This is a genomic window from Allokutzneria oryzae (assembly GCF_042429765.1).
Lineage (GTDB): Bacteria > Actinomycetota > Actinomycetes > Mycobacteriales > Pseudonocardiaceae > Allokutzneria > Allokutzneria oryzae.
This window is the reverse complement of record NZ_JBHLZU010000014.1, coordinates 46,975-72,261: the sequence shown is the minus strand read 5'-3', so window position 1 is coordinate 72,261 and position 25,287 is coordinate 46,975. Positions and strand designations below refer to the sequence as shown.

The following is a 25,287-nucleotide window of genomic DNA, read 5'->3' as shown; positions in this document are numbered from 1 at the left end:
TACTACCGCCGCTGGTTTTCAGGGCGCCAGTTGTCGCAACGATGCGTCCAGGCTCCGCACCAGCTCTCCCACACGGCCGCGACTACTCGGGGCGTTGGGGTAGCGCGTCAGGACGCTCACCACGGTGGGGCTGGCCAGACCTCGTGCCTTCTCGATGTGGCTGGCGCCGACGGTGTGGTCGTCTCCGGCATCGAGCTCGAACGCGCGAGCCGCGTGGCCTGCCGCCCCGAGGATGTGCAAGACCTGAGTCGCTTTCGCCAGCGGGTGCAGGTACGCCGCACTGGCCGCGCCGACGGCGGCGCGCGCGGTGTCGCTCGCCGCGGCCTGTCCCGCATCGCGGCTCTCTTGAGCCGCCCGGTGTGCCGCCCAAGCGTTGTCACGGATCACCTTGGTCCGCTTGGCTCCCTCCGCGAACGCCCGCGCGGCGTCGATCGCGGCTCGTGGGCGCTGATCGTCAGGGCGATCGCGTTCGAAGATCGCCAACGCGGGCTCTGCGCAGGCCACGGCGTAGCCCGCGATCTCGCGCAGTTCGGCCATGCTGAGCTCGATCGCCAGGTTCTCGTTCATGCTGTTGAACAGTATCGTTGAAAGATCGGTTGAAACTTTCTAGCGATGGTGTCAGGCCAGAGAGGTGAAACCTTCAAAACCTTTGGTCTTCCGGCCGCGGAAGGAGCCGACTGGTGGTCCGGCGGAACGCCCAGACCACGACAAGCGCGGCCAGCACGGTCAGGGGAGTGCCCATCGCGACCTTGGCCACGGCCAGCCAGGTAGCGGAGTCGGCGAGGTAGAGCCACTCCTTGACCACGAACCGAGCGCCGAAGACGGCCGCCGCGAACAGCGTCGCAACGTCGTGCACGCGCAGCGCGACGCGGTCGCTGCGCCAGTCGTGCGTGCCGCCGTGCGTCAGGTTCCACACGACGCCGGTCAGCGGACGGCGGACCAGCACGGAGCCGAGCGCGACGACGAAACCGGCCAGGGCCGCCCAGATCCCGATGACGAAGAAGTCCTTCGCCGACCCGGTCCAAGCGACGATGCCCACGGCGCCCCCGAGACCGAACAGCCCTCCGGCCGCCGAGGCGAAGCGCTCCCCGCGCAGTAGCCGGAACCCGGTCAGCCCCAAGCCGACGGCGATGGAGACCGCGATCGTCATCGGCAGCGGAAGGAATGCGTTGGCCGCCACGAAGACGACTATCGGGACCGTCGAGTAGACGAACCCCATCGGGCCGCCCATCCGGTCGAGCAGTGTCAGCTCCCGCTCAGCGGTTGCCGTATCGGTGGTCGGAAGGGTTGCGGTCCGGTGCTCGTCGTCGCGGTGCTGCTGCGTCATGGTCATTCGCGTCCTCCCCAACGCTGTGCGGGCGTGAGGTCAGGAAAGCCTGTGCCGCAGCGGCACACTCAAGGCTGACGTGACGCCAGTCACTTGCCTGGACGCGGCTGACTCCCGCGCGCTCATCAACTGTCCACAGTGGATTCAGTTGCCGACGAGGACTTGCAGAAGTCCGTCGATTTCTTGCATGTGCTCGATGGTCGAAAAATTGCCAGACTGCTGGGACCACGAAGCCGTGCGACAAGGAGGCCCTGACGGTGCTGGCGCAACGTGTTCAGCCCAACGAGACCACGGTTCCCATGCTGTCCTGCGTCGCCCCGGAGGAGACTCTGGCCTTCTGGCGTGCCCTTGGGTTCGACGTGACCTACGAGCAGACGAAGCCCTATCTGTACCTGGCGTTCCGGTGGAGCGGCTTCGAGTTGCACTACGGGCGCGCGTCCAGCGGCGTGGACCCGTCGTTGGAGAACACCGGCGGATGTCTGGTGATGGTCGACGCGGTCGCGCCCTATCACGAGGCGTTCACCGGGGCGATGCGTCGCGCGTACGGGAAGGTGCTCGCCAAGGGGCTACCCCGGATCACGCGGTACCGGCCCGGCGCCTCGCGGTTCACCGTCGTGGACCCGTCGGGCAACTCGATCATCTTCATTCAGCGCGACGAGCCGAAGGAGCTGGACTACGGCGGAGCCAAGCACCTCCAAGGGCTTGCTCGGGTCCTGGACAACGCACGGATCCTGCGCGAGTTCAAGAACGACGACCGAGCCGCCTTCCGGGCGCTGAGCTCAGGTCTCCGTCGCCACGGCAACAGCGCGTCGGCCGTCGAGCAGGCGGTGGCCCTGGCCATCCTCATCGAGCTGTCGACCGTGCTGGACGAGTCCGAACGGGCGCCGGAATGGGGAACCAGGCTCCGTGACCTCGTCCTGACCGTGGAAGAGCGGCGTCAGGCGGAGTCCGCCGTCACCGATCCCACGGTGCTCGAACCGTGGTTGCCGGACACGGCCTGATGACGTGAGTCGTGTTGATGGTGCCTGAGGGGCCTTGCGCGCCGTAGTGGACAGATCGCGGAGCTGGCCGCAGTCCGCTCAACGCGGTTCCGTCCATGTCAGGCTTCGGAGAACGTCTCCGCCGGGCGAAGGTGATACCTCGATGTTCCCAGGTCGCGGCGGAGAAGATCAGGTCCGTAGTGGACAGTCATGGTGGCTACGAGGCGGAGTCATTCTGAGCTGATCACTAAGGCGATGTAGCTTCCGTCGTGCCCGTTCCCCTCATTCCGCCGGGCCTGCTCGCACTCCTGGACCCGGCTTCTGCTCCCAACATGATCGGGGGGCTGGCGGCGTGCCAGCCCCCCGATCGATCACCTGCAGGACATGTCGCGCTCCGGCAGCTTCCCGTCCACCAGGAAACTCGTCGTCGTGTTCAGCGCGCACGCGTTGTCGCCGATGACGTAGACGCCGTGGCCGCTGCCGTCGACGCTCACCAGCCGCGACCTGTCGCCGAACTTCTCGTCGAGCAGCTCCCCGCCGCGGTGCGGGGTCACCGGATCACGCCGGTTCTGCACCACCAGCACGTTCGCCGGCCCCTCGTCGACGACCGCCACCGGCGGCTCCGCCGGCTCGTACGGCCAGAACGCGCACGGCGTGATGTTCGCGCTCGCCGCACCGAACAGCGGGTACCGCTCGCGGTCCTCGGCCACGGCGCGCTGATAGCTCCGCACATCCGACGGCCACTCGACGTCGTTGCACGTCACCGCGAGGAACACCGTCCACGCGTTGTCCGCGGGCGACGGTGCCGCGGCCGCAGCGAGCTGCGATGCCCTCACCGCGTCACCGTCGCGCACCGACTGCCACGCCTGCGCCGTCAGCCCGTACTTCGTCTTCGCGAACAGCGCCGCGAACGTGGCCAGCCGGAACAGGCGCCCGTCGATCTCGCCCACCGGTTTCTTGTCGAGCTGCTCCGCGAGCGTGAAGTACGTCTTCCGCACCTCCTCCGGCGTACGGCCCAGACCGTAGGTCTCGTGCCGCGCCGCCGCCCACTTCGCGAAGTCCGGGAACGTGTCCTCCATGCCGAGGGCGTACCGGCGCATCCCGGCTTGGTCGAGGTGGGTGTCACCGATGTTGCTGTCGAGCACGACCCGGTCGGACCGCTCGGGGAACATCGACGCGTAGGCGGCACCGAGCGCTGACCCGTACGAGTACCCGAGGAAGCTCGCCTTCTGCTCGCCGAGCGCGGCCCGGATCCGGTCCAGGTCACGCGCCATGTTCGCCGTCGACACGTGCCGCAGCCGGCCGTCCTTGTCCTTGGCGGCGCACTGCTCGGCCACTGCTTTCGCGATCTTCGCCTGCTCGGCGACCGCCGCCTCATCGACCGCGTACGGCGGGATGTTGCCCAGGTAGCCCTGGTCGGCGGTGAAGCCGCAGCTCACCGGCGCCGAGTGTCCGATTCCGCGGGTGTCCATGCCGATCAGGTCGTAGCGGTCCAGGACGCTGGCCGGTAGGCCGAACGAGGCCAGGTCGTCCGCGAATGCCAACCCGGAACCGCCCGGGCCACCCGGGTTGAGCATCAGCACGCCCCGCCGCTTGCCGGGGTTCTTGCTGGCAAGCCGGGAAATCATGATCTTGATCTGCTCACCGCCGGGCTCGCCGTAGTCCAGCGGCACCGGCACCGTGGCGCACTCCAAGACGACCGTCTTGGTCACCACGTCCTTCGGGCAGGCTCCCCACGCTGGCCCCTTCGCGGGCTCGTCGGCCACCGCCGGCGCCGCGACCACCGACCCCGCGAGGCCGATCATCACCGCCAGAGCCACACCCCGGCCTACGTCACGCCTTCGCCTCATCGCTCCCCGATCTCTCAGCAATCACTGACGGAGGCATTCGAAACTGTGACCTCGGGGCATGGTCAAGCGCTCGTCACTCGGGGGCAACGCTTGACTGTGCCCCAGGGGCACAGTGTCGAATGCGATGGATGGCCTGGAGCACACGCGAGCTGGCGGAGCTGGCCGGCACGACCCTGAAAACCGTCCGCTACTACCACCAGATCGGACTGCTCGACGAGCCGGAACGAAGGGCGAACGGGTACAAGCGGTACCGCGTCAAGCACCTGATCCGATTGCTGCGGATCCGCCGACTCGTCGATCTGGGCGTGCCGGCGTCCGACATCCCGGCGATGGAGGAGTCGGACGAGAACGCGGAGCAGGCGCTGCGCGCGCTGGACGCAGAGCTGAAGGCGAGCATCGAACGGCAGCAGCGGATGCGGAAGGAGCTGGCGTTGATCCTGCAACACCGCAGCCACGTGGACCTGCCCCCAGGCTTCGACGGGAATACCGCCGACATGTCGGACGTGGAGCGTTCGCTGATGATGGTCTTCTCAAGAGCGCTCGACGCGACGGCGATGACCGCATTGCGGGAACTGCACTCGGCACCCCGCCCCCCGGTACAAGCAGAGTTCGACGCACTACCGGCAGACGCCGACGAAGCTAGGAGGCAGCGACTGGCCGAGGACCTCGTGCCGATCGCGCGCCGCCAGTTCGAGGCACAGCCGTCCTTGAAGGACGCAACGACGTGGGAGGCCCTCACCAAACCGGTCGTCCTCCACGGAGTGGTGGAACTGTTCAACCCTGCCCAGCTGGACGTCCTGCAGCGCGTGAACACCCTCCTCGAACTCACACCCCCGGAAGAGGTTTAACCGTCGCGCCGTCCAGAACTTCACGGTCGACGGGCTGCACACGTGCTACGTGGCGAGTTTCCAGGAGGCTGCGCCACTCCTCGTCCACAATGACGACGACCTCCTGCCGCTCGACCACACGAACGCCACGCTCTCCAAGAACAAGGCCAAGAAGAATCAGTTCGCACCTGGCGCTCAAGACGATCCCGGAGGTGACTGCGGCGATGACTGACCTGGAGTTCGCTGATCTCGTGCGGCAGCTCTGCGGTGACGACGGGGACAGGCGTGAGGATGCTTTCGGGATCCTCCACGTCCGGATCGTCAACCAGGGCACGCTGGTGCCATCGGCGAGCTGGAGTCGAAGGGATCCTTGTCCTCTCAGGCCTGGAACCTGTTGCAGTTGGTCTTCGACGGCTCGTCCTATGGAAAGGCGGTTGACGTGGACGGCGTGCCGGTGGACATCGAGGAGGTCGTTCGCGCCCGCATCGCCGCCTCGCTCCCGCTGATCGAGGACGCGCTGGCAGACATTGGTCCGGGCGAGCTGGAAGGGCTGTCCTGGTTGTTGATGTCGTTGGCGGAACACTCGTTCGAGGTTGTGGACATGCTGGAGCGGGAGCTCACGGTGGCATCGGGTGAGCGGCGTGACGCGCTGGCAGCTGCCCTGCGTGACGCTCGTGAAGCCTGGGACGAGGCACACCCCGTCTGAGCGGTTCTGGCACGACAAGAATGGCCACTCAACACCGCCGGAGGGGCCATGTGCAACGGCATTGGTCGGCAGTGCGCAAGGGCGGGCACTCGACGTGTGTATCCGCCGTCCGGTGCTACTACCAGCGCCCGAGGAGTACATGTCCCTCGTCTCCGCGCCTCGACCTGGGTTGAGCGGGCAGATCGCCTGTTCCGTCCCACTCTCACGTGTTGCTGGTCGGCTCCTCGGTATCGGGGGTGAAGTCGCCCTTCGTCGAGACCACGGCCAGCGGCAGCGCCAGTTCGGCGACGAGATCGCTGTGCCCGCGCGCGAGGATCGGAAGCGACAGGCCAATGACCAGCTCGCGCGCCAGAGCGGGCGTGAATGGTGGTCGCATCAGGTTGCGGAGCATCGTCGGCAGCAGCGGGTCGTGCTTCAGCGGCGCGAAGTACGAGGTGCCCGCCGCGGAGCGCCCTGGACGGCGCGGCACGCGGCCAAGCTGGCATCAACCCGGAGCACATCGCCGTGGGAGGGCATGCGACCGCGGTCGCGTTGCGGGCGCGCGAGAAACAGGGACCGTTGATCCGCTTCCAGCTGGTCAACCAGCCCGAGCTCGACAACAGACAGGAACGTGGTCGGCGCGTCCGACTCGCGCTACGCGGCTCCGGCGCGAGCCGTTGATCTGTCCGGGCTGCCACCCGCCTCCACCGCGACCGCGGAGTTCTGCCCGAACCGCGACGAGGACGTCACCTACGCGCTGCGCCTGTTGGGGATGGCCGTGTCGATCAAGCTGCACCGGTGGTGGTGACAGACTTCCCGTTCTCCTCCTGTGTACTCGGCAGCTCGCGCATCGATCGCATGGGGGAGAAGTAGATCCACAAGAACGACAGTGCCGTGCCGAGTGTGGCGATCCACAGCGTCGCGCGCGGGCCGATCGCGTTGCCGAGCACACCGCCGAGTAGACCGCCCAACGGCATGGTGCCCCACACGAGGAACCGCCACGTGGCGTTGACCCGACCCATCAGCCGTTGCGGAGTGATCGCCTGGCGGAAGCTGATCAGCGAGACGTTGTAGACGATCATCCCGAGGCCGGCGACCACCTGGCCGAGACCGACCAGCACCAGCCGCCAGTCGCGCTGCGCCAGGGGAAGCAGGAGCCCGGCCAGGCCCGCGGTCGCGGCACTGATCCACAGCACCGGTCCCTGCCCCAGCACCGAAGTGAGTCGGTTGACCAGCAGTGTTCCGAGAACGCCGCCCACGCCACCGCAGGCGAGGATCAGCCCGACAGTGCCCGCGGGCAGTCCCAGGTCGCGGGCCAGCAGCAGCATGAGCATCGGGACACCCATGCTCAAGAACAGGTTGAAGGTGCTGGTGCACAGTGCGGTGCACCGCAGCATCGGGTACCTGAAGATGAATCGCATACCCTCAGCGATCTCCCGCCCCAGGTGGGGCTTCTCGGGGCGTTGCGGCGTCTGCTCCCGAGAGCGGACACGGCTGAGCAGCAGCGCCGACCAGAGGTTGCCGATCACCGTGGACACCAGGGCGAAGGGGGCGGTGAGCACCTGGATCAGCAGGCCGCCCGCACCAGGGCCCGCGACCTGCGCCACGGACTGCACCGCCTGCAGCCGCGCGTTGGCTTCGACCAGCTGATCCCGTTCCACGAGGCTGGGCAGGTAGCTGAGGTAGGCGGTGTCGAAGAACACCGTGCCTGTCCCGACCAGAAGTGCGACGACGAACAACTGGTGGATGGTGAGCACTCCAGCCCACCACGCCAGCGGCACTGTCGCGAGCACCACGGCACGTCCCAGGTCGGCGGCGATGAGTACGCCCCGCCGCGGCAACCGATCGACCCAGGCGCCCGCGGGCAGGCCAACGAGCAGGAACGCCAGGGTCTCGAACATCGTCAGCAGCCCGGCCTCGAGCGGAGTCGCACCAAGGGCGATCACCGCGACGAGCGGGAGCGCGATGGGCGCGATCTCCGCACCCACCTGGCTGAGCGTGTCAGCAAGGAAGAGCTGCCGGAAGTCACGGTTCCGGAACAGCGTCGGTCGTCCGGTGTCGTTCTTGACCATTCCGCCCCTTGAACACCCGATGTGCAGGCATGCGGGCAGGCGTCCACAGGATTCCTGCCCGCATGACCTGGGTACGTCCGCGGTGCTCAGTCCGCGGACCTCAGGAGTCCCTGCACCTTCCGCAGTGAGCCGAGCAGCACTTCGATCTGATCCATCTCGTGGTTGGACGTGATGGTGATGCGCAGCGCCTCCTGCCCCTTCGGCATGGTGGGATACGGGCAGGCCGTCAGGAAGATCCCGTCTTCGTACATCGTCCGGGACGCCTCGATCAGCCGGTTCGTCTCACCCGCCAGCACCGAGACGATGGGGAAGTAGGTGTCGTTGACGACGCTGAATCCCTCGTCCTTCAAGGTGTCCACCAGGGTGCGCGTCAGCTCGTAGACCTTCTTGCGCCGCGCGTCACCGGTGCGCTGCTGCAGATCGAGCGCCGAGTCGAGGATTCCCAAGCAGAACGGGGTCGAGGGGTGCGTGTAGTCCAGCGGTCGCGCGTAAGCCAGCAGGTATTCCTTCATCTTGGCGCTGACGCTGACGACCGCGGCGGCGGCGCCGAGGTTCTTCGCGGTTCCGGCGACGTACATGACGTTGTCGTAGTCGCCGCCGAAGTGCTTGACGATGCCGTTTCCGCCGAAGCCGTACGGCATGGACTCCGTCGGGTTCTCGCCGACGAAGCCGAATCCGTGCGCGTCGTCGATGTACAGCAGGGCGTTGTGCTTCCGGGCGAGCGGAATGAGCTCGTTGATCACGGCGTAGTCGCCGGTCATGCTGTACACGCCGTCCACGCAGATCATCTTCCGCCGTGCGTCGGCGTGCTCGGTGAGCTGGCGTTCGAGAGTCCGCATGTCGCCCTGGCGGAAGCTCACGAGCCCGGCGCCCTTGTCGCGCGCCATTTGTGCGCCCTGGTACATCGTGGCGTGCGCCGACTTGTCCAGGAAGATCATGTCGCCCCGCGCCATCAAGGCCGGGATGATCCCGATGTGCGCCAGCGTCGTGTTGGGGAAGAGGATCGAGTCCTCGACGCCAAGAAAGTCGGCCAGCCTGCGCTCAAGTTGTGAGAAGAGCTCGTGGTAGCCCATCAGGCGGGCCCGGCTGGTGTGCACGCCGTACTCGCGCGCTGCGGCGTTTGCGGCGGGCAGCAGAGCGTCCTGTTCCTGGTCGAAGCTGAGGTAGTTGCACGAGGCGAAGTCGATGAGCTTGTTGCCGTGGACGTCGATCAGGCTGCGCTTGTCGACCGAGGCGATGCGCACGTTGTACTGGCAACTCTTCGCGAGCACCTCGAAGAGCGGGTCGCGCTGATTCTGATCGCCCAGCGAGATAATTTCGTCCTGAATGTTGCCGTTCCTGACCGCGCTCATTGCGGAAGGCCCTTCGCTAGTACATCGTCAAGGGTGCTGACCGAGTTGTTCAACAGGGTGAAAGAATCGTCTGAGAAAGTTTTGCGCACATCCTTTTCGCAGGCATGCGCGTCGCCGAAGATGATGAAGTTCACCAGCCTGGAGGAATTCTCTTCCGGGTAGCCACCGATGCCCATCGGTAACAGCATGAAGTCCCGTGCCGGCTGTTCGCCCGACCGGTAGAGGTTCTTCTCCACCCAGTCCATGAAGAGCTGTACCTCGCCCTCGGCGACGTAGTCGAACACCGACAGGGCGGCAACCTTGTTGTAGATCCCCAGCCGCTTCATGATGTACTCGGCGGGGCTGCTTCCCAGCCAGCGGGCATTGAACTCCGTGATCAGCAGCTCGTCGCCGTTCATGAAGCCGTCGAGGCCGATCAGCAGGGGCTCTCGTGCCCGGTAGCCCCCATGCCAGGCCGCGTACGCGGCGGCGTCGGCGGTGCGGCGCTGGCGTTCGGTGAGGCGCAGCTCCGGAAGGAAGATGTTTCCGTACCACTGTCCGTCGGTGGTGATCTTCACGCGCGATCCCTGGTACTCGATCCCCGAGTCCGCGAGCGTGTACAGATGGATGGTCTCGAAGTACGAGCTGTCCACGGCTTCCTGAATCACGCAGTGCTGATCGGCGGCGTAGCTGTCGAGCACGAGGTCGAGATCGCGGTCGTTGACCACTCGCGCGACGTTGTAACCGCCGCCCAGGCCGTCCATCTTCACGTATACCGGCACGGTGGGAAAGCCGAACTCGGAGACCGCGACCGCTCGTAGGTGGCGAACGGCGGTGACGACGCTCTTGGGAATGTCGAACGAGTACTTCTTCGCTAGATCCGGAAACGACGTCTTCGCGTTGAGATACCCGCTGGTCCGCGTGTGCTGCTCAACGGGAAAAGTCTTGCAGAGATTGTATGAATAGCAGATGGTGGAGACGGCTGCCACGGCGGAGTCCTGCTCCAGGAGTGGCACCGAGGTGGCGGCGAAGTTCTTCGGAGTGGCGAAGTGGATGCGCTCGGCGAACTCGATCCCCAGTACCCGGTACACCTTGCGCAGCCAGTCGATCAGCCACGTCTGAGAACGATAGGCCTCGTCCAGGATGAAGATGTCGTCCTTCTCCGTCGCAGGCAGGACGGAGATGGCGTAGGCGCTGTTGGATCGAGTGTATTCGCCGTCGATTCGAACCGTTCGGTCGCTGAACTTCTCCTCAGGCTCGGTCACGGAGGACTCTTCCGCGTCCAGTGCGTACAGCGTCGTTCGCCCCGGCATCGGCGCGATGGGTCCTACCTGGGCAGCGGCCTTGAATGAACTGTTCACGTGAGTTGCACCTCGTGGCGGCCGCTCGTGTCACGGAGTAGAAGACGATCGATCTTTCCGGAGGAAGTCTTGGGAAGCGCATCGTGCGGCATGCAGTCGTAAGGGATCATGTACGCAGGCAGCAAGGTCGCGAGAAAGTCCCTGAGTTCCGCTGGTTCCAGCGAACTGTCGCCGCGCACGGAGTAGTGGCAGTACAACCGGTTGGAATAACTCTCGTCGGCCACCGCCACAACCGCGAACTCGTCGAGCGAAGGATGCTTCGCAAGCGCTGTCTCGATCTCGCCCAGTTCGATCCGGAAACCCTTGACCTTGACCATGGAGTCTTTTCGGCCGCGATAGTGCAGCACGCCGTCCTGGTCGTAGAAGCCGTAGTCCCCGGTTCGCCAGAAGTAAGCCGGATAGCTGTGGAAAGGACTGCGCACGAGGCACTCGGCGGTCTTGTCGTCCAGGCCCAGGTAGCCCAGGGTGACCGTGCCACCCCGGCACCACAGCTCACCGACCTCGTTCGGCGCACATGTCCGGTCGCCGGCGTCGTTCACCACCAGGATCTCGGTGTCGTCGACGACACGTCCGAGCGGGATCGGGGAGTCGTCATCAGGAATGGAGTCGACCCAGTGGCAGGTGATGATGTTCGTCTCGGTCGGCCCGTAGATGTTGGCGATCCTGGTACCGGGCAACGCGTCCCGGAGCCTCCTCAGCTGAGGCGTGGGGAACGGCTCGCCGGCGTACATCACCTGGCGGAGCGGTGGCTTCGCTTCCGCCAGCTCGCCCCTGTTCAGCAGGGCGATGAACGTCGAGGGAGTGGTGTACAGGACGGTGGCGTCGTGCCTGACCATCAGCTGGACGTAGTCGCGATGCTTGGCATCGCCCTTTCTGCGTCGGTTCCAGTCGTAGCACACCAGCGTGGCGCCGGCCTTGAACGTGTTGAAGACATCGAACACCGAGAGGTCGAACTTGAACGGTGCCCGAGACATCACGACGTCATCCGGCGTGAGTTGGAACTCCTTCTGCATCCACGAGACGAAGGTGTTCGCATTGCGATGGGTGAGCATGATTCCCTTGGGCACACCGGTCGACCCGGAGCTGTGCAGCACGTAAGCGAGATCGTCGATCAGGCCGTCATCGGTGACCGATACCGTCGCGGAACACCTCGTGACATCCGCCAGATCGCTCTCGTTCGGGGCCAGGTCGCCCAGGTCGTCCCCGAGAACGAGGACCGCTTTGAGCGCGGGGTGCCGCAACAGCTCGCGGTGCGATTCACGGTGCGCCGCGTCGACGATCAGAACGTCGAGTTCCGTGCGCCCGACGATCTCGGCGAGCCTGCTGTCCGGCGAATGCTCGTCGAGGGGCACATAAGCCCCGCCGATCTTCAGGATTCCCAGGCAGGCGGCAATACTGTTGATGTTGACCGGCGACAGGATGCCGACATACGGCCGAAAGCGAACGTCGGACTTTTTCCCGGCCAGCCAGGCGGCGTACTGGTTGCTCAGCGCGTCAAGGTCGCCGTAGGTGATGGCGGTTCCGCTTTCCTCGACGACGGCCACCTTGGCCGGATGCCGTGCCGCTGTCGCGATGAAGTCACTGTGCAAGAGGTTTCCCATGCTACCGCCCTCAGGTGTACACGATGAGTAAGTCCGTAGCGACGCCTTTGATTCGCTCACTCCGGAGAAAGTGCTTGATGTCAGTGCACGGAAAGCGGTCCAGCTGGTAGCGGCCGAAACTCCCGTCCGGGTCGATGGAGGCGCCTTCGGCCCGGTTGAGGTACTGAAGGTACTCCGAGCGGATCGTGCGTGCCCGCGGGTTGTCGCCCCAGGTGGAGATGAAGAGGACGTCCCCCGGCGAGATCAGGCGGTTGATCTGTGACACCGGAGAGTCCAGGTAGGCCATGATGTTGAAGACGAAGAAGAAGACCGAGTTGCCTTCCGGAAGGTCGCTCTTGCGGACGTCCTCGAACCGTTTGGGGACGACTGAGACATCGGGACTGCGCTCGACGAGGTAGCGAACCGAGTCATTGATGTGCAGATCCGCCAGCGGCTCGACGCACACATACCGCTTGGCGTACTGCAGTGCGTACCGCAATCCCCAGAGCTCGCCACCACCAATGGCGACCAAGTTCTTGTCACGGATCGCGGTGTTGACCCTGAGTGTTCGTTCGAGCGCCTCGTTCTCTTCCGTCTGGTACTGGGCGGACAACGTCAACGCCGGAGCGGACAACATTCGGCAGAAGTACTGGTCGCTGATGTAGCCATTCTCGGTCTCCTCGGGCGGGAGGACAGTGGAGACTCCGAAATCCATTAGCAGACAACCTCCAGAGCGAGTGATACCCGAGACCGAGGTCCCGCTCGAATAGATGGCCACCCTACATGCGAAATAACTCTTGGTGTCAAGAGTGGCATTGCACCTTTTCTCAAGTGTTCCTTAGGAAGCTCAACTCTTCCTCAGGAGATGCGTCGATTGCGGGATTGCTTTGAGCAGGTGGGGGCCGGAAGATGATGAAACGATTACCTAACTTCATCTTTCGATGATTTCCGAATGGTGAAAGCGAAGATCTTTCCTGGCGTCGAACTGCGGGCGTTCTCTCGGTTGGTCAGGCACCTCGGCCTCGCCAGGGCGCTCGGTGGTCCCACGAGGATCAGTCTCGGCACGCAGGTGCAATCCTTTGTGGCACCTGCGGTTGTGAGCGTTGTGTGGATGACCGCGGTGTTCCCGCTGCCCGGCACCGTGAACCTGTGCGCCGACGGACCGGCCTGCCTGCGGCTACCTGGAGGCGCGGTTGCTCCGCCGAGGCGGCACCGCCGACCCCTGCCGAGACCTCTGCCATACGGAGCACACCGCGGTCCGCTGCTACAGCGTCATCCTGATGGACGTCGTTGGCATGAACCTCGGCCTCCAGTCGCTGTGGGCGCGTGCCTGGTGGCCCAGGCGCGGCACCGGGTCCGCGGAGTTCCCGAGCGGCGAGTTGTCCCGCGCTCTCGGCCGCTCGGTGATACCTCGACGAGACCGGAATGAGGTGAACACCCTGGAGAAGATCGAGCGCCGCAAGCCCGACAAGATCAAGACCCAGGCGAAGACGTCGCGTGCTCTTAATCGCACCGGCCGTAGGCCCGGTCTCTCAGTCACCTGCACGGGTCAGGTCGCGTCCGGTGACCGGACCTGTTGTGCTTGCACACCAAGGCCGAATCGTCCCTTCCCTGCTGGCGGGGAGCGACGTCGCGACCGTCGATGGTGTCTTGCCACAGCTCTGCCGAAGTAGGCGATCGAGTTATGCGACTTCGCGGGTCGGTAGTGGCAGCACGGCGATGAGGTGGTCAACCGCGCTGAGCCCGGTACGTTCGTTGTGCCGGGGAAACACGTCGACCTTGACGTGCCCGACCAGGTGCTTGATCTCCGTCGGCGAAGCTGGCGCCGATCGCCTTGATCAAGCTGAAAGCGGCCTACAACGCAGAAAGGCGGACGGTTGATGTGACCATCCGCCCCACTGAGTAGGGTTAGTGCTGGTGTCCGAGGGGGACTCGAACACGTATTCGTCGCATCCACGCACAGGATGCGTGTCCATGCGGCAGACTGTAGCTCCGTCTGGTGATCGAGCTTCTATGGGTCCACGTCGCCGCTGGCAATCGAAAGACTTTGTTTCCCAACGACTTCGCAACCTCCCCCATTCCCGCTCGACACCGCGTTGTCGAGCGCCAAGGCGCGGCGGTCGACCTTTCCGTTGGCGTTCAACGGAAGCTGAGGCAGTCTGGTCCACTGCTTTGGAATCATGATCGGTGACAGCACGGTGCGGAGGAACTGGCGGAGTTCGACGTCGGTGACTTGCCCGCGCGCCACGTAGTGGGCGTGCAGTCCGCTCCGATCGCTCGTCGGCGCGACAGCGCAGCCGACGATCGCCTCGTGCCGGGTGAGGATCGCCTCGACCTCGTCGAGTTCGACGCGGTGGCCCGCGAGTTTGATCTGGCGGTCGGCGCGGCCCAGGTAGTACAGCAGGCCGTCCCGCACCACCGCGAGGTCTCCGGTCCGGTACACCCTGCCTGTCGGTGAGAACGGGTCGAACGGATCGGCGTGGAAGGCCCTTCGGGTTGTAGCGGCATCGGTGTAGCCGGCACCGACGCCGACACCACCGACGAACAGCTCGCCCGCTTCCCCCTGCCGCGCGGCCCGCCACGAGCCACCGTCATCGGTGAGCACGTACAGAGCCGCGTTCGCAACCGGCGTCCCGATCGGCAGCCGGACGGCGTCCAGGTCTTGGCCGCGCACCTCGTGGTGGGCCACATCGTCGGAGCACTCGGTGAGCCCGTAGGCGTTGAGCAGCCGAGCGTGCGGTACCACGTCGGCGGCCCGGCGCGCCACGGCCGGGAGCAGCTCCTCCCCGGTGGAGATCAGCCAGCGCAGCGCCGGAAGCCGGTCGTTCTCCGCAACGGCGCGCAAGCACTCGACCAACCAGTCCAGCATCGCCGGGACAAGCTCGACCACAGACACCGACGAGCGGGCCAACGCGGTGCGCAGCCGAGTCGGGAACAGCGTGTCGGCCTCATCGATCACGACGACGGTAGCGCCGACGAGCAAGCCCGCGAGCATCTGCCAGATCGAGATGCCGAACACCAGTGGCGCGGTGAACGCGATGCGGTCCTCGCCGGTGAGGCCGAGGTCGAGTACCTTCGCCCACAGATGGTTGAGCATGCCGCGTTGTTCGACCACGGCGCCCTTCGGCTCACCGGTGGTGCCGGAGGTGTAGAGGAGGTAGCGGGGCTCCGCGTCGGGCACCGCACGGGACGTCCCGACACTGGTTCTCTTGGCGCCCCAACGGCTTCGCGGATCGAGCACCGGGATACCCGCAGTGGCCGCGGCCGCCTCTGCCTCCGGTGATCCCGGCGCGTGGCGCACCAGTGCCGAGGCGCGACTGTCGTCGAGGATGTCCAGGCATCGCCGCCGCGGCCAGCTCGGATCGAGGGGAAGGTACACGGCTCCGAGCCCCTCCAGAGCAAGCAGGATCGCGATCGTGTCCCCGTTCCGGGGGCCGACGACCGCGACGACGTCACCCGGGCGGACACCTTCGGCGGCCAGGCAGTCGACGATCCGGGTCGCGTCCTGGAGCAGCCCCAGATAGGTGGTGGTCCCTCGCCGGTCTTCCACGGCTGGTCTGTCGGGCTGTCGGCGCGCTTGCCCGATCAGGTGCTCGGTGACCGAGCCGGTCCTGTCGAGTTCGACGCGTCTGGTCAGCGCGAGGTCTACGGCGTGCCCGGGGTCGGTGACCACGAGCGGCGTCACGTCACCGGAGGACCAGGGCACGCCCATCTCCTTGTGCGGCAGTGAAAATAGCCGAGTCGACCGGGGCGCCGTGACTGATCAGCCGTGCGGCGAGTGTGGCGACGGTCAGGTGGACGGGTTCGTCGGCCCGGTCGGCCGAGACGGCCACGTGCTCGCGGCCGCCGAGAATCTTCGTGATCCACCGCGTGCACGTGTCGCCGGGGCCGACCTCCACGAAGTACCGGTAGCCGCGGTCGTAGGCGGCGCGGACCAGCCGCGGGAAGTCGACGGTCTTGGCCAACGTGTCGGCGACCTGCGCGGCGACCCGCCGCGGATCGGTCTCCTCGGTCGGCCGGTACCGGTAGGTGCTGAGCACCTCGATCGGCTCGCGCGGCGGTGAGGTCGGGCGACGCAGCTCGGTGGCCAGGCGCTCCCGTTCGACCAGGGGGCAGTGCACGACGGCACTGTGGCCGATCCGCAGCGCGGTGCCGCCGAGCCGGGCGACCAGGGCCTCGCACTGCGCGGGGTCGCCAGCGATCACGACTTCTCCCGGAGCGTTGACGTGGGTGAGGAACACTCGGTCGTAGTCGTCGAGCGCACCCCGGACCTCCTCCGCGTCGGCGAACAGCAGCCGCATCGACCAGAGGTTCTCGTCCGGCGTGGTCGCCGGAGCTGCCCATGCTCGGCGCACAATGCGTTTGGCGTCCACGAGCGTCTGCGGGCACATCGTCGTCAGGTGGCTGACGATGTCCTCCTGCTCGGTCAGCCGCCAGCAGCCGACGGCGATCCGCACCGCGATTTCCCCCAGGCAGTACCCGAAAGCACCGTCCACGCGAAGGCCGAGGAAGCGGCGGAGCACCTCGGTCTGGCCGGTCGCGAACACCAGCCCGGCGGTGAGCACCGTGGCCGGGTCGGCGACCAGCTCGGCGGCCGCGCGCATCCGGCCGTCCGCATCGGCGATCGGGGTCCGGGGGTGGACCACGCGCGCCGCCAGCGTGTCGGGTGGCAGTCCGGCGCTGCGTTCCCCCCAGTGCGCCAGGCCGGGGAAGCACCGGGTCAGGTCGGCGCCGAGTCCGAGGTAGACGCTGAACAGGCCGGGATAGACCAGGGCGATCTTGCCGTCGGCGCCGAGTGGGCGGGTCGCCGCGCAACTGCCCGCAGGACTGCGCCATTCCCGGCCCTCCCGCTCGGCCGAGGGGAGATCCCGCAGGCAGGAGTCCAGTTCCCCGACCATCCCTGCGGAGTCGCCCGCGAGCAGGACCACCCTGCGGCTCGCCGCAGGCAGGGTGCGCCGCGCCTGGTCGCAGACCACGTCGAGGGCGGTCCCGGCCAGCAACGCCGCCCGGGCCGAGGCCAGCTCCCGCAGCAGGCCTTCGTGGTCGCTGCCGCCGAGTGCCAGCAGCCGGGTGCGGCTGACCCGCCGCCAGTCGACGGAGACCAGGTCTCCTCGTGTGGTCGCGGCCGCCAGCACGACCACGCCGAGCGCCACGACGCAGACCCGCCGCACGCGGCGCCGAGAGGTGCGCACCCAGGGCCTGCTGTCCGTGGGCCGGTAGAACCCGGACCCCTCGGGCAGGGACGGCTCGGCCTGCGGGGCAGCCGGGAGGTAGAGATGGTGCAGGCAGAGCGCGGCCTTGGCGACAGCCGCCAGCGAGCTGACCGTTGCCGGGGGCAGGCCAGACGTGCCGAGGGCCGTGTGCCGCGCGCCGACCGTCGCCTCAGACCAAGTCCGGGCAAGGCCGTCGAGGGACTCGGACGGCCCGACCTCGACGTAGTCGATCATGGCGGGATCGGTCCCCGCCGCCGCGAGAGCCTCGTCGTGCTGGCGTGCCACGGCTTCGACCGTCGCGTAGACCTGGGGCCAGCGGCGGGTATCCGGCTCGTGCCGCGCGATGACCAGGGCCACCGCACCCCAGACCCGATCGGAGGCCACGACCAGGACCGCCTCGACCCGACGGTCGGACAACAGGGCACCCGCGGCCAGCAGCGCCTCGCTCGTGCCGGCTTCGACGGTCACCCGCGCCAACGCCTGCTCTCCCTGGGGGAGAGCGGCGTCCGCGCGAGCTTGTGCCACGGCCGCACCGAGGCGGTCGGCGGCCGGGCCGGGTGTGATCGCCTCCCCCGCGTGGATGGCCGCCTCCCAGCGATCGGTGTCCTCGCTCTGGCCGAGGCTGACCCCGATCCCGACCAGGTCCAGCCCGAGGCTCACGGCGCCCCCGCCTCGTCCTGCGCCGCTGCGAGCTTGAGCCGGGTCACCACCCGGCCCGCGAGGTCGGAGATCCCCGCCGCCGCGAGCACCTGCATCACCGGGACCTCGCAGCCGAGCTCGGACCGGATCCGCGCGAACAGTTCGGCGCCCATCAGCGAGTCCATCCCGAGCTGGTCCAGCTTGCGGTGCCGGTCGATCTGGTCCGGCGTGGTCCGCAGCACCCCGGCGATCAGCTCCGCGATCGCGTCCTCCACCAGCAGGCGCGCCTCCTCGTGGCCGAGGGTCACCAGCGTGCGCCGGAGGCTGCCGTATCCCTTCGGGCTGCGCTTCGGCGGCAGCACCGCCGCGAGCCGGGGGACGTCCAGCGTCGGGAGCAGGTCGCGGAGCCGGTCCCAGCTGAACCGGCCCGCCGTGACCACGTCACCGTCCTGGCCGAGGGCCTCGTCGAGCACGGTGAACGCCTCGGCCGGGCTGATCGGCCGGGCACCGAAGATGGCAGTGGACCGCGCCGTCCGCTCGCTGCGGGCGACGTAGCCGACGTCGCCGATCACGCCCCAGGACACGGCCAGCGCGGGCAGCCCGAGGCAGCGCCGGCGACGGGCCAGAGCCTCCAGGAACAGGTTGCCCGCCACGTAGTTGGCCTGGTGGACGTTGCCGAGCAGCGCCGTGGCGGAGGAGAACGCGAGGAAGAACTCCAGGTCGCTGCCCCGGGTGAGCTCGTCCAGGACCAGAGCGCCGCGCATTTTCGGCTCCACCGCGGCTCTGAAGCGCTCCGGGGTCAGCTCCCGCAGCGGCGCGTCGTCGAGGACCATCGCCGCGTGCACCACCCCGCGCAGGGGGTGGCCCATGTCGCTGACGGCGTCGAGCACGGCCCGCATCGCCGCCGGGTCGGTCACGTCAGCGGAGTGCGCGGTGGCGCTCGCGCCGCGTTCGGCCAGCGCCGCCAGCGTTTCCCGTGCCTCCGGGGCCTCGGCGCCCCGGCGGCTGACCAGCGCGAGGTGGCGCGCTCCTCGATCGGCCAGCCACAGCGCCGTGGCCGCGCCGAAGCCCCCGAGCCCGCCGGTGACCAGATACGTCGCGTCCGGATCGAGGGCCAGGCCGCGCGGGCGGGACTCGACCGGGACCGGCTCGTCGAAGGTGACCACGACCTTGCCGATGTGGCGGGAGTGCTGGAGGAGGTGGAACGCCTCGCCGACCCGCCGGGCCGGGAAGCACCGGTGCGGCAGCGGGCGGTACTCGCCGCTCTGGATCTTCTCCGCCACCGCGGCGAACGCGTGGTCGGCCAGCTCGGGGAACTCGGTGTCGAGCTGGTCGACGTCCACTCCGCACAGTGCCAGGTTGTTGCGGAACGGGCGCAGCAGCACCGGCTTGTTCTCGTAGAGGTCCCGCTTGCCGAGCTCGATGAACCGGCCGCCGGGGGCGAGGACCTCCAGGCTCCGGCTCATGGCCTCGCCGGACAGCGAGTTGAGGACGACGTTGACCCCCCGTCCCTCGGTGAGGTCCATGACCTGCTCGGCGAACTCCAGGCCACGGGAGTCCAGGACGTGGTCGACGCCGAGCAACCGGAGGAAGTCGCGCTTGGCCGGGGTGCCCGCGGTGGCGATGACCCGCGCCCCGACGGCGTGGGCGTACTGGATCGCGGCCAGGCCGACCCCGCCCGCGCCGCCGTGCACCAGCACCGTCTCCCCAGGCAGGAGCCTGGCGACGACGTTGAGCGCGTAGGAGACGGTGACGAACGCGACGGGCATGGTCGCCGCCTCCGCGAAGGAGGTCCCCGCCGGGATCGGGACGCACCGGCTGGCGCGCGCGAGCACGTGGGATGCGAAGGACTGGCGTGCCGTCGCGCTCACCCGCTGGCCGACGGCGACTCCGGACACTCCGGGGCCGATGGCCGTGACCACGCCCGCGCACTCCAGCCCGAGGCCACAGCCGAAACCACCGCCCTCCATCGCCTCTGTGGGCAGAACTCCGTTGGCCCACAACACATCCCGGTAGTTCAGGCCAGCGGCCCGAACCGAGATCACGACCTCGCCCGGACCGGGTTCGACCGGCTGCGCCTGCACCCACGCCAGACGGTAGGCGAAGCCCTGGTCCCGCAGGTCGAGCGTGCACGGGAGATCCCGCACGACCGGGGGAGCGCAGCGCAGCGTCCTCGGCAGGAACCGGCCACCGGGGGAGAGCACGACCTCGTCCTCGGTGCCGGGGGCGAGCAGTTCCCGCGCGAGCCGACGCGCGTCCGCGGCCGGATCGTCTCCCCGGTCGAGGCTGATCCGGCGAACGGCCAGCTCCGGCACCTCGTTGGCCAGTGACCGCGCCACACCCCAGACTGCGGCGTCCACTGTGGAGGCTTCGGGCCGGGCACCCGGCACAGCGTGGGTGCTTCCCGTGACGAGCCAGAACGAGCCTGCCGCGGCCGGGTCGGTGGCGAGCCGCCGCAGCACCTCGGCGCGGCGCAGCGTCAGCTCGGTCGCGGCCGCCGGATCGCCGTCGGCGCCCGCACCGGTGATCAGGACCAGCCCGAGCTCCCCCGCGGTGGGCGGCCAGTCCGACCCGGCCGCAACCACGGTGGCGGTGGAGTTCCCGGCTGCGGTGAGCAGATCCGCCAGTGTGGTCGCGAAATCCGCGTCCTCGGCGTGCTCGTGGGCGATGACCCAGGTGGTCGGCGACCCCGGCGGCAGGCTCGCGACGGCCGGTGGGACAGCTCGCCGGACCCGGCGGGCCAGGATCGTCGAGTGATCGTTGTCCTCGGACTCCTCGGCGAGGCCGAGCCCCGCGATGTCGGTGAACCCGGTGTCGGCCAACAACTCCCGCCACCGTGCGAACGGCAGCAGCGGGCCGTCCTGACGGAGGTCGGTGTCGGTGAACGCCCACCACCCGTCGAACAGCGCGAAGTTCACTGCCGTCTGGTCGGGATCGTGCAGCTCGGTCGCGAGCAGGTGACCGCCGTCGCTGATCAGGCCGCCCAGCCGGTGCAGCGTGGCCCGGACGTCGCGGGTCGCGTGGATGACGTTCGAGGCGAGGACCAGGTCGAAGGCCGCCTCGGCGAAGTCCTGCTCGTGCGGGTCCTGCTCCAGGTCGAAGCGGCGGTAGGAGACGAATCCGTAGTCGGCGAAACGGGATTCCGCGCGGCTGAGGAAGGTCTCCGAGACGTCGGTGAACACGTACTGGGCGCGGTCGGCGGGCAGTTCCGGAAGCACCGCGGCGGTGGTGCCGCCCGTGCCCGCGCCGACCTCCAGGACGCGCAGGGGGCGATCGGCGGGCCACGCGGCGACGACGGCCCGCACGGCTGCCGCGGCGAGCCGGTTCTGCACGAGGCAACCCGGGGCCTGGTCGAAGAAGTGTTCCACGGACTCCATTCCGGGGTTGCCGAAGAACAGCTCCACCGGACTCCGCTGCTCGCGGAGCACGTCGGCCAGGTGATCGCCGCCCTGCGCGATCAGCACTGTTTCCCCTGTGCGGTACGGGAAGTCGCGCATCAGTGCCTGGAACAGCGGGGCGGGTGCGGCAGGCCGGACCATCCGCCCGCTCTCCAGCAGACGGTGCCGTTCGGCCAGGCCCATCAACGAGCGGGCCAGGCCGCGGTACTTGGCCGCCATGCCCGCTTCGAGCAGGCGGTCGATCGTGATCAGCTCACCTTCGCCGCACAGCTCGGCCAAGGCGGTGGCAGCGAAGTGCGCGATGAGTTCCTTGCCCCGCAGAAGATACCGTTCGTTTCCGGTGTCCTGGGCATCCCGCCGCAGCAGGTTCAGCAACTCGCCGGTTTCCGTCGCCGGGTCGAACGAGCCGGGCAGGGGACTCGGTGCCGCGGGCTCGTCGAGGTGGTCGGCCGCACGGGACACCGTGACGAGACGTTCGACCGGATCGCCACCGTCGGGCCGGAAGCGGTGCAGCCGGACCTCGTCCAGCCGCGCGGCGACCTCCCCGTGCTCATCCAGGACAAGCACGTCGGCCTTGATCTCCACCGGCGAACGGCCGGTCAGGCGAGCGTGGAGGAAGCCGCGCTCGGGCATGGGCCGCCACCGCCGCACCCGCCCGATCGACACCGGCAGGTGCGGGGTCTCGTCTCCTCCTTCCGCGGCAAGCGATCCGGCTACCTGGAGGGCGCCGTCCAACAGGACCGGGTCGAGCTCGTACCCGGTCTGCCGCAGACGGGCACCGTAGCGCGCGAGCACCTCGCCCGGTCCGAGCCACCCCTCGTCCAAGACCTGGAAGACCGGCCCGTGTTCGAGACCGGCCGCGACAACGCGCCGGTAGTACTCGTGCGCGTCCAGCCGCCCCGTCAGCCGTGCCCGCAGCGCGTCGAGGTCCAGCGGCTCGGGCGCCTGGCCCAGCATCGGCCGGACGCGCCCGCGCGCGTGCAGCTGCCAGGTCGTCTCCGAACCGCCCCGGCTGGCCACGCGGAGGATTCCGTCCTCATCGGACAGTGAGACCTGCGCCCGCCGCGGTGGCGCGTCGAGCTCCTCGGGGACAACGAGGGGCTGGGGAATGTGCAGCGCGTCCAGCTCCACCGCGGTCTCCAGCGCCAGCCGCCCCGCCGCCAGGGCCATCTCGACGTAGCCGGCGGCAGGCATCACGACCGTGTCGGCGATGCGGTGCTCGGCCAGCCACGGCACGAGCGCGAGGTCGACCGGCCCCTCCCAGGTCGGGGCGATCGTGGACAGGCGGCTGCCGAGCAGCGGGTGGTCCAGCGGCGCGGCCCACCAGTTCGGGTCGCCGTTCCAGTGTTCCTGACGCTGCCACGGGTAGGCGGGCAGGTCCACGACCGCGCCCGGCCGGGGGAAGTACCTCGCCCAGTCCACGTCGCCACCGGCAGCGACCAGCGTCGCGACGGCCGTCGCGACCTCTCCCGGTCCGTCGCCCTGGCGGCGCATCACCGGCACGACGGCGACCTCTTCGTCCTGTGTGGACAGACGGCGCAGGTAGGTGCTGAGCACGGGGTGCGGCCCGATCTCGACCAGGACGTCGAACCCGTCGTCGATCGCGGTGCGCACAGCCGGGGCGAAGGCCACAGGGTGCCGGACGTTGCGCCACCAGTAGTCGGCGTCCAGGGCGGTGCCGTCCACAGCCCCTCCGGTGACCGTGGAGATCATCGGTATCCGCGTCGGACGCGGGTTCAGCGCTGCCAAGCGGCGCCGCAGCTCCGGTTCGACCTGATCCATGACATGGCTGTGGAAGGCGTAGTTCAGGTCGAGCCGACGGCAGAACACGCCCCGGGTGGCAAGCTCCTCCTCCAGTGCGGCCAAGGCATCGGGATCACCGGAGACCGTGACATCGGTGCCGCTGTTGACGGCGGCAAGCTCCAGCGCGTCCCCGTGGCGGGTCAGCTCCGCCCGCGCGTCGGCCTCGGCGAGCCCGACGGCCGCCATCCGCCCCTGACCGGCGGTCACCTCCTGGACGCGGGCCCGCTCCACGATCAGCTCGACCGCTTCGGACAGGTCGAAGGCGCCGGCCACATAGGCCGCCGCGACCTCGCCGACGCTGTGCCCGAGCACCGCGCCGGGTTCGATCCCGTGCTCCCGCAGCAGTTCCACCAGCCCGACCTGGACGGCGAACAGGGCGGGCTGGGCGAACTCCGTGCGGTCCAGCCGGGAGCGCTCGGCGGTCGCGGTCAGCTCCTCGACCACCGACCAGCCGGTGCGCCGGGTGATCTCGGCGTCGACCGCCTTGACCGCGTTGGCGAAGGCCGGTTCGCTGTCGAGCAGGTCGGCCCCCATCCCCGCCCACTGGGACCCGTTGCCGGAGAAGACGAACGCGACCCGGCCGTGCCGGACCGCCCGCGCCGTACCGGCTCCGGGCACGGCGGAGTCGGCGGCGGCACCCAGCAGCCGGTCGGCGGCCTCGGCCGGGTCGCGGCCCAGCACGACGAGCCGGTGGGGATGCCGGCCACGCCGCATGCTCGCCGTGTGGCAGATGTCGTAGAACTCCGCGGGCTGAGCGGTCTCCAGCCGGTCGGCGAAGCGCTGCGCGGACTCGACCAGCGCGGCCCGCGACCGCGCCGAGACCACCAGGGGCAGCAGGCCGTCGGCGGTGTCCGCCTTCGGTTCCCGGGGCGGCTCGGGTGGCCCGGTGAGCACGGCGGTGGCGTTGGCGCCGCCGAAGCCGAAGGAGTTGACCCCGACCAGCGCGCGCTCGCCGGGGTCGATCTCGCGCAGGCTGGTGACCGGTTCGAGCCCGAGGCCGGTGAAGTCGATGTCCGGGTTGAGCGGTTGCGCGTGCAGCGAGGGCGGGATCGCGCGGTGCCGGAGCACGAGGATCGCCTTGAGCAGACCGGCCATCCCGGAGGCGGGTTCGAGGTGGCCGATGTTGGACTTGACCGAGCCGATCGGCAGGGGCCGTCCCTCGGTGCGCCGCTGGCCCAGCGCGCCCCCGATCGCCCGGCATTCGAGCGGGTCGCCCACGGGTGTGCCGGTCCCGTGCGCCTCGAAGTAAACGAACTCCTCCGGTGCGGCGCCGGAGGAGGAGACGACCCGTCGCAGCAAGGCTTCCTGGGCCTCGGCGCTGGGCAGCGCGAGAGCGGCGGTGTGACCGTCCACGTTGGTCCCGGTTCCGAGCAGGACCGCGTGCACCCGGTCGCCGTCGTCGAGGGCGGCCTGGAGCGGTTTCAGCAGCACGACACCACCGCCCTCGGCACGGACGAACCCGTCGGCGTTGGCGGAGAACGCGTGGCAGTGGCCGGTGGGGGAGAGCATCTGCCCGGCGGAGAAGCCGACGAACCCGCTGGGGCAGAGCAGGACGTTGATCCCGCCCACGAGCGCCATCGCGCTCTCTCCCGTCCGCAGTTGCTGGCACGCCTGGTGCAGGGCCACCAGCGCGGAGGAACAGGCGGTGTCCACGGCGATGCTCGGGCCGCGCAGGTCGAGCCAGTAGGAGATGCGGTTGGCCGTGTTGGTCAGGGCGACACCGCTCATGGAGAAGATGTCGCTGGTGTCGGCCCTCTGCTGCTGCAGCCCGGCGTAGTCGGCGCTGGAGACCCCGACGAACACGGCCGCGTCGGAACCGGCCAGCCTGCCCGGGTCGATCCCCGCGTCGTCGACGGCCTCGACCGCGAGCTCCAGCAGCAGGCGCTGCTGGGGGTCCATCCGGCTGGCCTCCCTCGGCGTGATCCCGAAGTAGTCGGCGTCGAAACCGGTGACGCCGTCCAGGAATCCGCCTGCCACGGTGTAGGTCTTGCCCGGCCGGGCCGGCTCGGGCTGGAGGAACCGGCGCGCGTCGAAGCGGTCCGACGGGACCGAGGTGACCGCGTCCGCCCCGGAGGACAACGCCGTCCACAGGGCGTCGAGACCGGCGATGCGGCCCGGCAACCGGCAGGAGGCGCCGACGATCGCGATCGGGGTGGCTGGATCGTACGAGGGCATGGCAATCCTTTGTGGCATAAGAAAAAGCTGATTGGACGGTGCTCGT

General features: G+C 68.5%; 17 protein-coding genes. 5 read left to right on the top strand and 12 right to left on the bottom strand.

Annotation, left to right across the window (positions count from 1 at the left end; all coding sequences use genetic code 11):
- Window positions 1–18: 18 nt before the first annotated feature.
- A complete protein-coding gene (locus ACFFQA_RS16680) occupies window positions 19–567 on the bottom strand; it encodes a putative immunity protein (protein ID WP_377852874.1) in 549 nt (182 codons plus the stop codon).
- A 73-nt stretch (window positions 568–640) separates the two neighbouring features.
- A complete protein-coding gene (locus ACFFQA_RS16675; RefSeq protein ID WP_377852873.1) occupies window positions 641–1,333 on the bottom strand; it encodes a DUF3159 domain-containing protein in 693 nt (230 codons plus the stop codon).
- Window positions 1,334–1,584: 251 nt separating this feature from the next.
- On the opposite strand from ACFFQA_RS16675, the gene ACFFQA_RS16670 reads away from it, so the two are divergent.
- Window positions 1,585–2,328, top strand: coding sequence for a DUF8817 family protein (locus ACFFQA_RS16670; protein ID WP_377852872.1), 744 nt, complete (start codon window positions 1,585–1,587; stop codon window positions 2,326–2,328).
- A gap of 350 nt (window positions 2,329–2,678) precedes the next feature.
- Here ACFFQA_RS16670 and ACFFQA_RS16665 read toward each other — a convergent pair whose 3' ends face one another.
- The gene (locus ACFFQA_RS16665; protein WP_377852871.1) at window positions 2,679–4,127 is read right to left on the bottom strand and encodes an alpha/beta hydrolase; all 1,449 of its coding nucleotides are present in this window, start codon (window positions 4,125–4,127) and stop codon (window positions 2,679–2,681) included.
- A gap of 158 nt (window positions 4,128–4,285) precedes the next feature.
- Between ACFFQA_RS16665 and ACFFQA_RS16660 the strand changes: the two genes are divergently transcribed.
- From ACFFQA_RS16660 to ACFFQA_RS16650, 3 genes are all read left to right on the top strand, one after another.
- Window positions 4,286–5,005, top strand: a complete 720-nt coding sequence (locus ACFFQA_RS16660) for a MerR family transcriptional regulator (RefSeq protein ID WP_377852870.1) — start codon at window positions 4,286–4,288, stop codon at window positions 5,003–5,005.
- Window positions 5,006–5,054: 49 nt separating this feature from the next.
- The gene (locus tag ACFFQA_RS16655; protein WP_377852869.1) at window positions 5,055–5,216 is read left to right on the top strand and encodes a hypothetical protein; all 162 of its coding nucleotides are present in this window, start codon (window positions 5,055–5,057) and stop codon (window positions 5,214–5,216) included.
- A 138-nt stretch (window positions 5,217–5,354) separates the two neighbouring features.
- Window positions 5,355–5,690 (top strand): hypothetical protein, encoded by a 336-nt coding sequence (locus ACFFQA_RS16650; RefSeq protein WP_377852868.1) that lies wholly within the window; start codon window positions 5,355–5,357, stop codon window positions 5,688–5,690.
- A 202-nt stretch (window positions 5,691–5,892) separates the two neighbouring features.
- Here ACFFQA_RS16650 and ACFFQA_RS16645 read toward each other — a convergent pair whose 3' ends face one another.
- Window positions 5,893–6,159 (bottom strand): hypothetical protein, encoded by a 267-nt coding sequence (locus ACFFQA_RS16645; protein ID WP_377852867.1) that lies wholly within the window; start codon window positions 6,157–6,159, stop codon window positions 5,893–5,895.
- A 141-nt stretch (window positions 6,160–6,300) separates the two neighbouring features.
- Between ACFFQA_RS16645 and ACFFQA_RS16640 the strand changes: the two genes are divergently transcribed.
- The gene (locus ACFFQA_RS16640; RefSeq protein ID WP_377852866.1) at window positions 6,301–6,477 is read left to right on the top strand and encodes an alpha/beta hydrolase fold domain-containing protein; all 177 of its coding nucleotides are present in this window, start codon (window positions 6,301–6,303) and stop codon (window positions 6,475–6,477) included.
- Here the strand turns inward: ACFFQA_RS16640 and ACFFQA_RS16635 are convergent.
- From ACFFQA_RS16635 to ACFFQA_RS16600, 8 genes are all read right to left on the bottom strand, one after another.
- A complete protein-coding gene (locus ACFFQA_RS16635; RefSeq protein ID WP_377852865.1) occupies window positions 6,455–7,741 on the bottom strand; it encodes an MFS transporter in 1,287 nt (428 codons plus the stop codon). The genes ACFFQA_RS16640 and ACFFQA_RS16635 overlap by 23 nt on opposite strands.
- Window positions 7,742–7,827: 86 nt before the next feature.
- Entirely contained in the window at window positions 7,828–9,093 is a 1,266-nt protein-coding gene (locus tag ACFFQA_RS16630; RefSeq protein WP_377852864.1) for an aminotransferase class I/II-fold pyridoxal phosphate-dependent enzyme, read from the bottom strand.
- The gene (locus tag ACFFQA_RS16625) at window positions 9,090–10,433 is read right to left on the bottom strand and encodes an ATP-grasp domain-containing protein (protein ID WP_377852863.1); all 1,344 of its coding nucleotides are present in this window, start codon (window positions 10,431–10,433) and stop codon (window positions 9,090–9,092) included. Before ACFFQA_RS16625 ends, ACFFQA_RS16630 begins: the two co-directional genes overlap by 4 nt.
- A complete protein-coding gene (locus ACFFQA_RS16620; protein WP_377852862.1) occupies window positions 10,430–12,034 on the bottom strand; it encodes an amino acid adenylation domain-containing protein in 1,605 nt (534 codons plus the stop codon). The genes ACFFQA_RS16625 and ACFFQA_RS16620 overlap by 4 nt, the downstream gene beginning before the upstream one ends.
- Before the next feature lie 10 nt (window positions 12,035–12,044).
- Window positions 12,045–12,728 carry a hypothetical protein gene (locus ACFFQA_RS16615; protein ID WP_377852861.1) on the bottom strand — a complete coding sequence of 228 codons (684 nt, stop codon included), beginning with the start codon at window positions 12,726–12,728 and terminating at the stop codon, window positions 12,045–12,047.
- A 1,296-nt stretch (window positions 12,729–14,024) separates the two neighbouring features.
- Window positions 14,025–15,719: an amino acid adenylation domain-containing protein gene (locus tag ACFFQA_RS16610; protein ID WP_377852860.1), complete on the bottom strand. Its 1,695-nt coding sequence runs from the start codon at window positions 15,717–15,719 to the stop codon at window positions 14,025–14,027.
- Window positions 15,700–17,886 carry a hypothetical protein gene (locus tag ACFFQA_RS16605; RefSeq protein ID WP_377852859.1) on the bottom strand — a complete coding sequence of 729 codons (2,187 nt, stop codon included), beginning with the start codon at window positions 17,884–17,886 and terminating at the stop codon, window positions 15,700–15,702. The genes ACFFQA_RS16610 and ACFFQA_RS16605 overlap by 20 nt, the downstream gene beginning before the upstream one ends.
- Window positions 17,883–25,241 carry an SDR family NAD(P)-dependent oxidoreductase gene (locus tag ACFFQA_RS16600; protein ID WP_377852858.1) on the bottom strand — a complete coding sequence of 2,453 codons (7,359 nt, stop codon included), beginning with the start codon at window positions 25,239–25,241 and terminating at the stop codon, window positions 17,883–17,885. Before ACFFQA_RS16600 ends, ACFFQA_RS16605 begins: the two co-directional genes overlap by 4 nt.
- Window positions 25,242–25,287 lie beyond the last annotated feature (46 nt).

Coding starts and splice junctions, on each gene's coding strand:
- ACFFQA_RS16680 (WP_377852874.1), bottom strand. CDS start 567: ATGAACGAGAACCTGGCGATCGAGCTCAGCATGGCCGAACTGCGCGAG.
- ACFFQA_RS16675 (WP_377852873.1), bottom strand. CDS start 1,333: ATGACCATGACGCAGCAGCACCGCGACGACGAGCACCGGACCGCAACC.
- ACFFQA_RS16660 (WP_377852870.1), top strand. CDS start 4,286: ATGGCCTGGAGCACACGCGAGCTGGCGGAGCTGGCCGGCACGACCCTG.
- ACFFQA_RS16635 (WP_377852865.1), bottom strand. CDS start 7,741: ATGGTCAAGAACGACACCGGACGACCGACGCTGTTCCGGAACCGTGAC.
- ACFFQA_RS16630 (WP_377852864.1), bottom strand. CDS start 9,093: ATGAGCGCGGTCAGGAACGGCAACATTCAGGACGAAATTATCTCGCTG.
- ACFFQA_RS16620 (WP_377852862.1), bottom strand. CDS start 12,034: ATGGGAAACCTCTTGCACAGTGACTTCATCGCGACAGCGGCACGGCAT.
- ACFFQA_RS16615 (WP_377852861.1), bottom strand. CDS start 12,728: ATGGATTTCGGAGTCTCCACTGTCCTCCCGCCCGAGGAGACCGAGAAT.
- ACFFQA_RS16600 (WP_377852858.1), bottom strand. CDS start 25,241: ATGCCCTCGTACGATCCAGCCACCCCGATCGCGATCGTCGGCGCCTCC.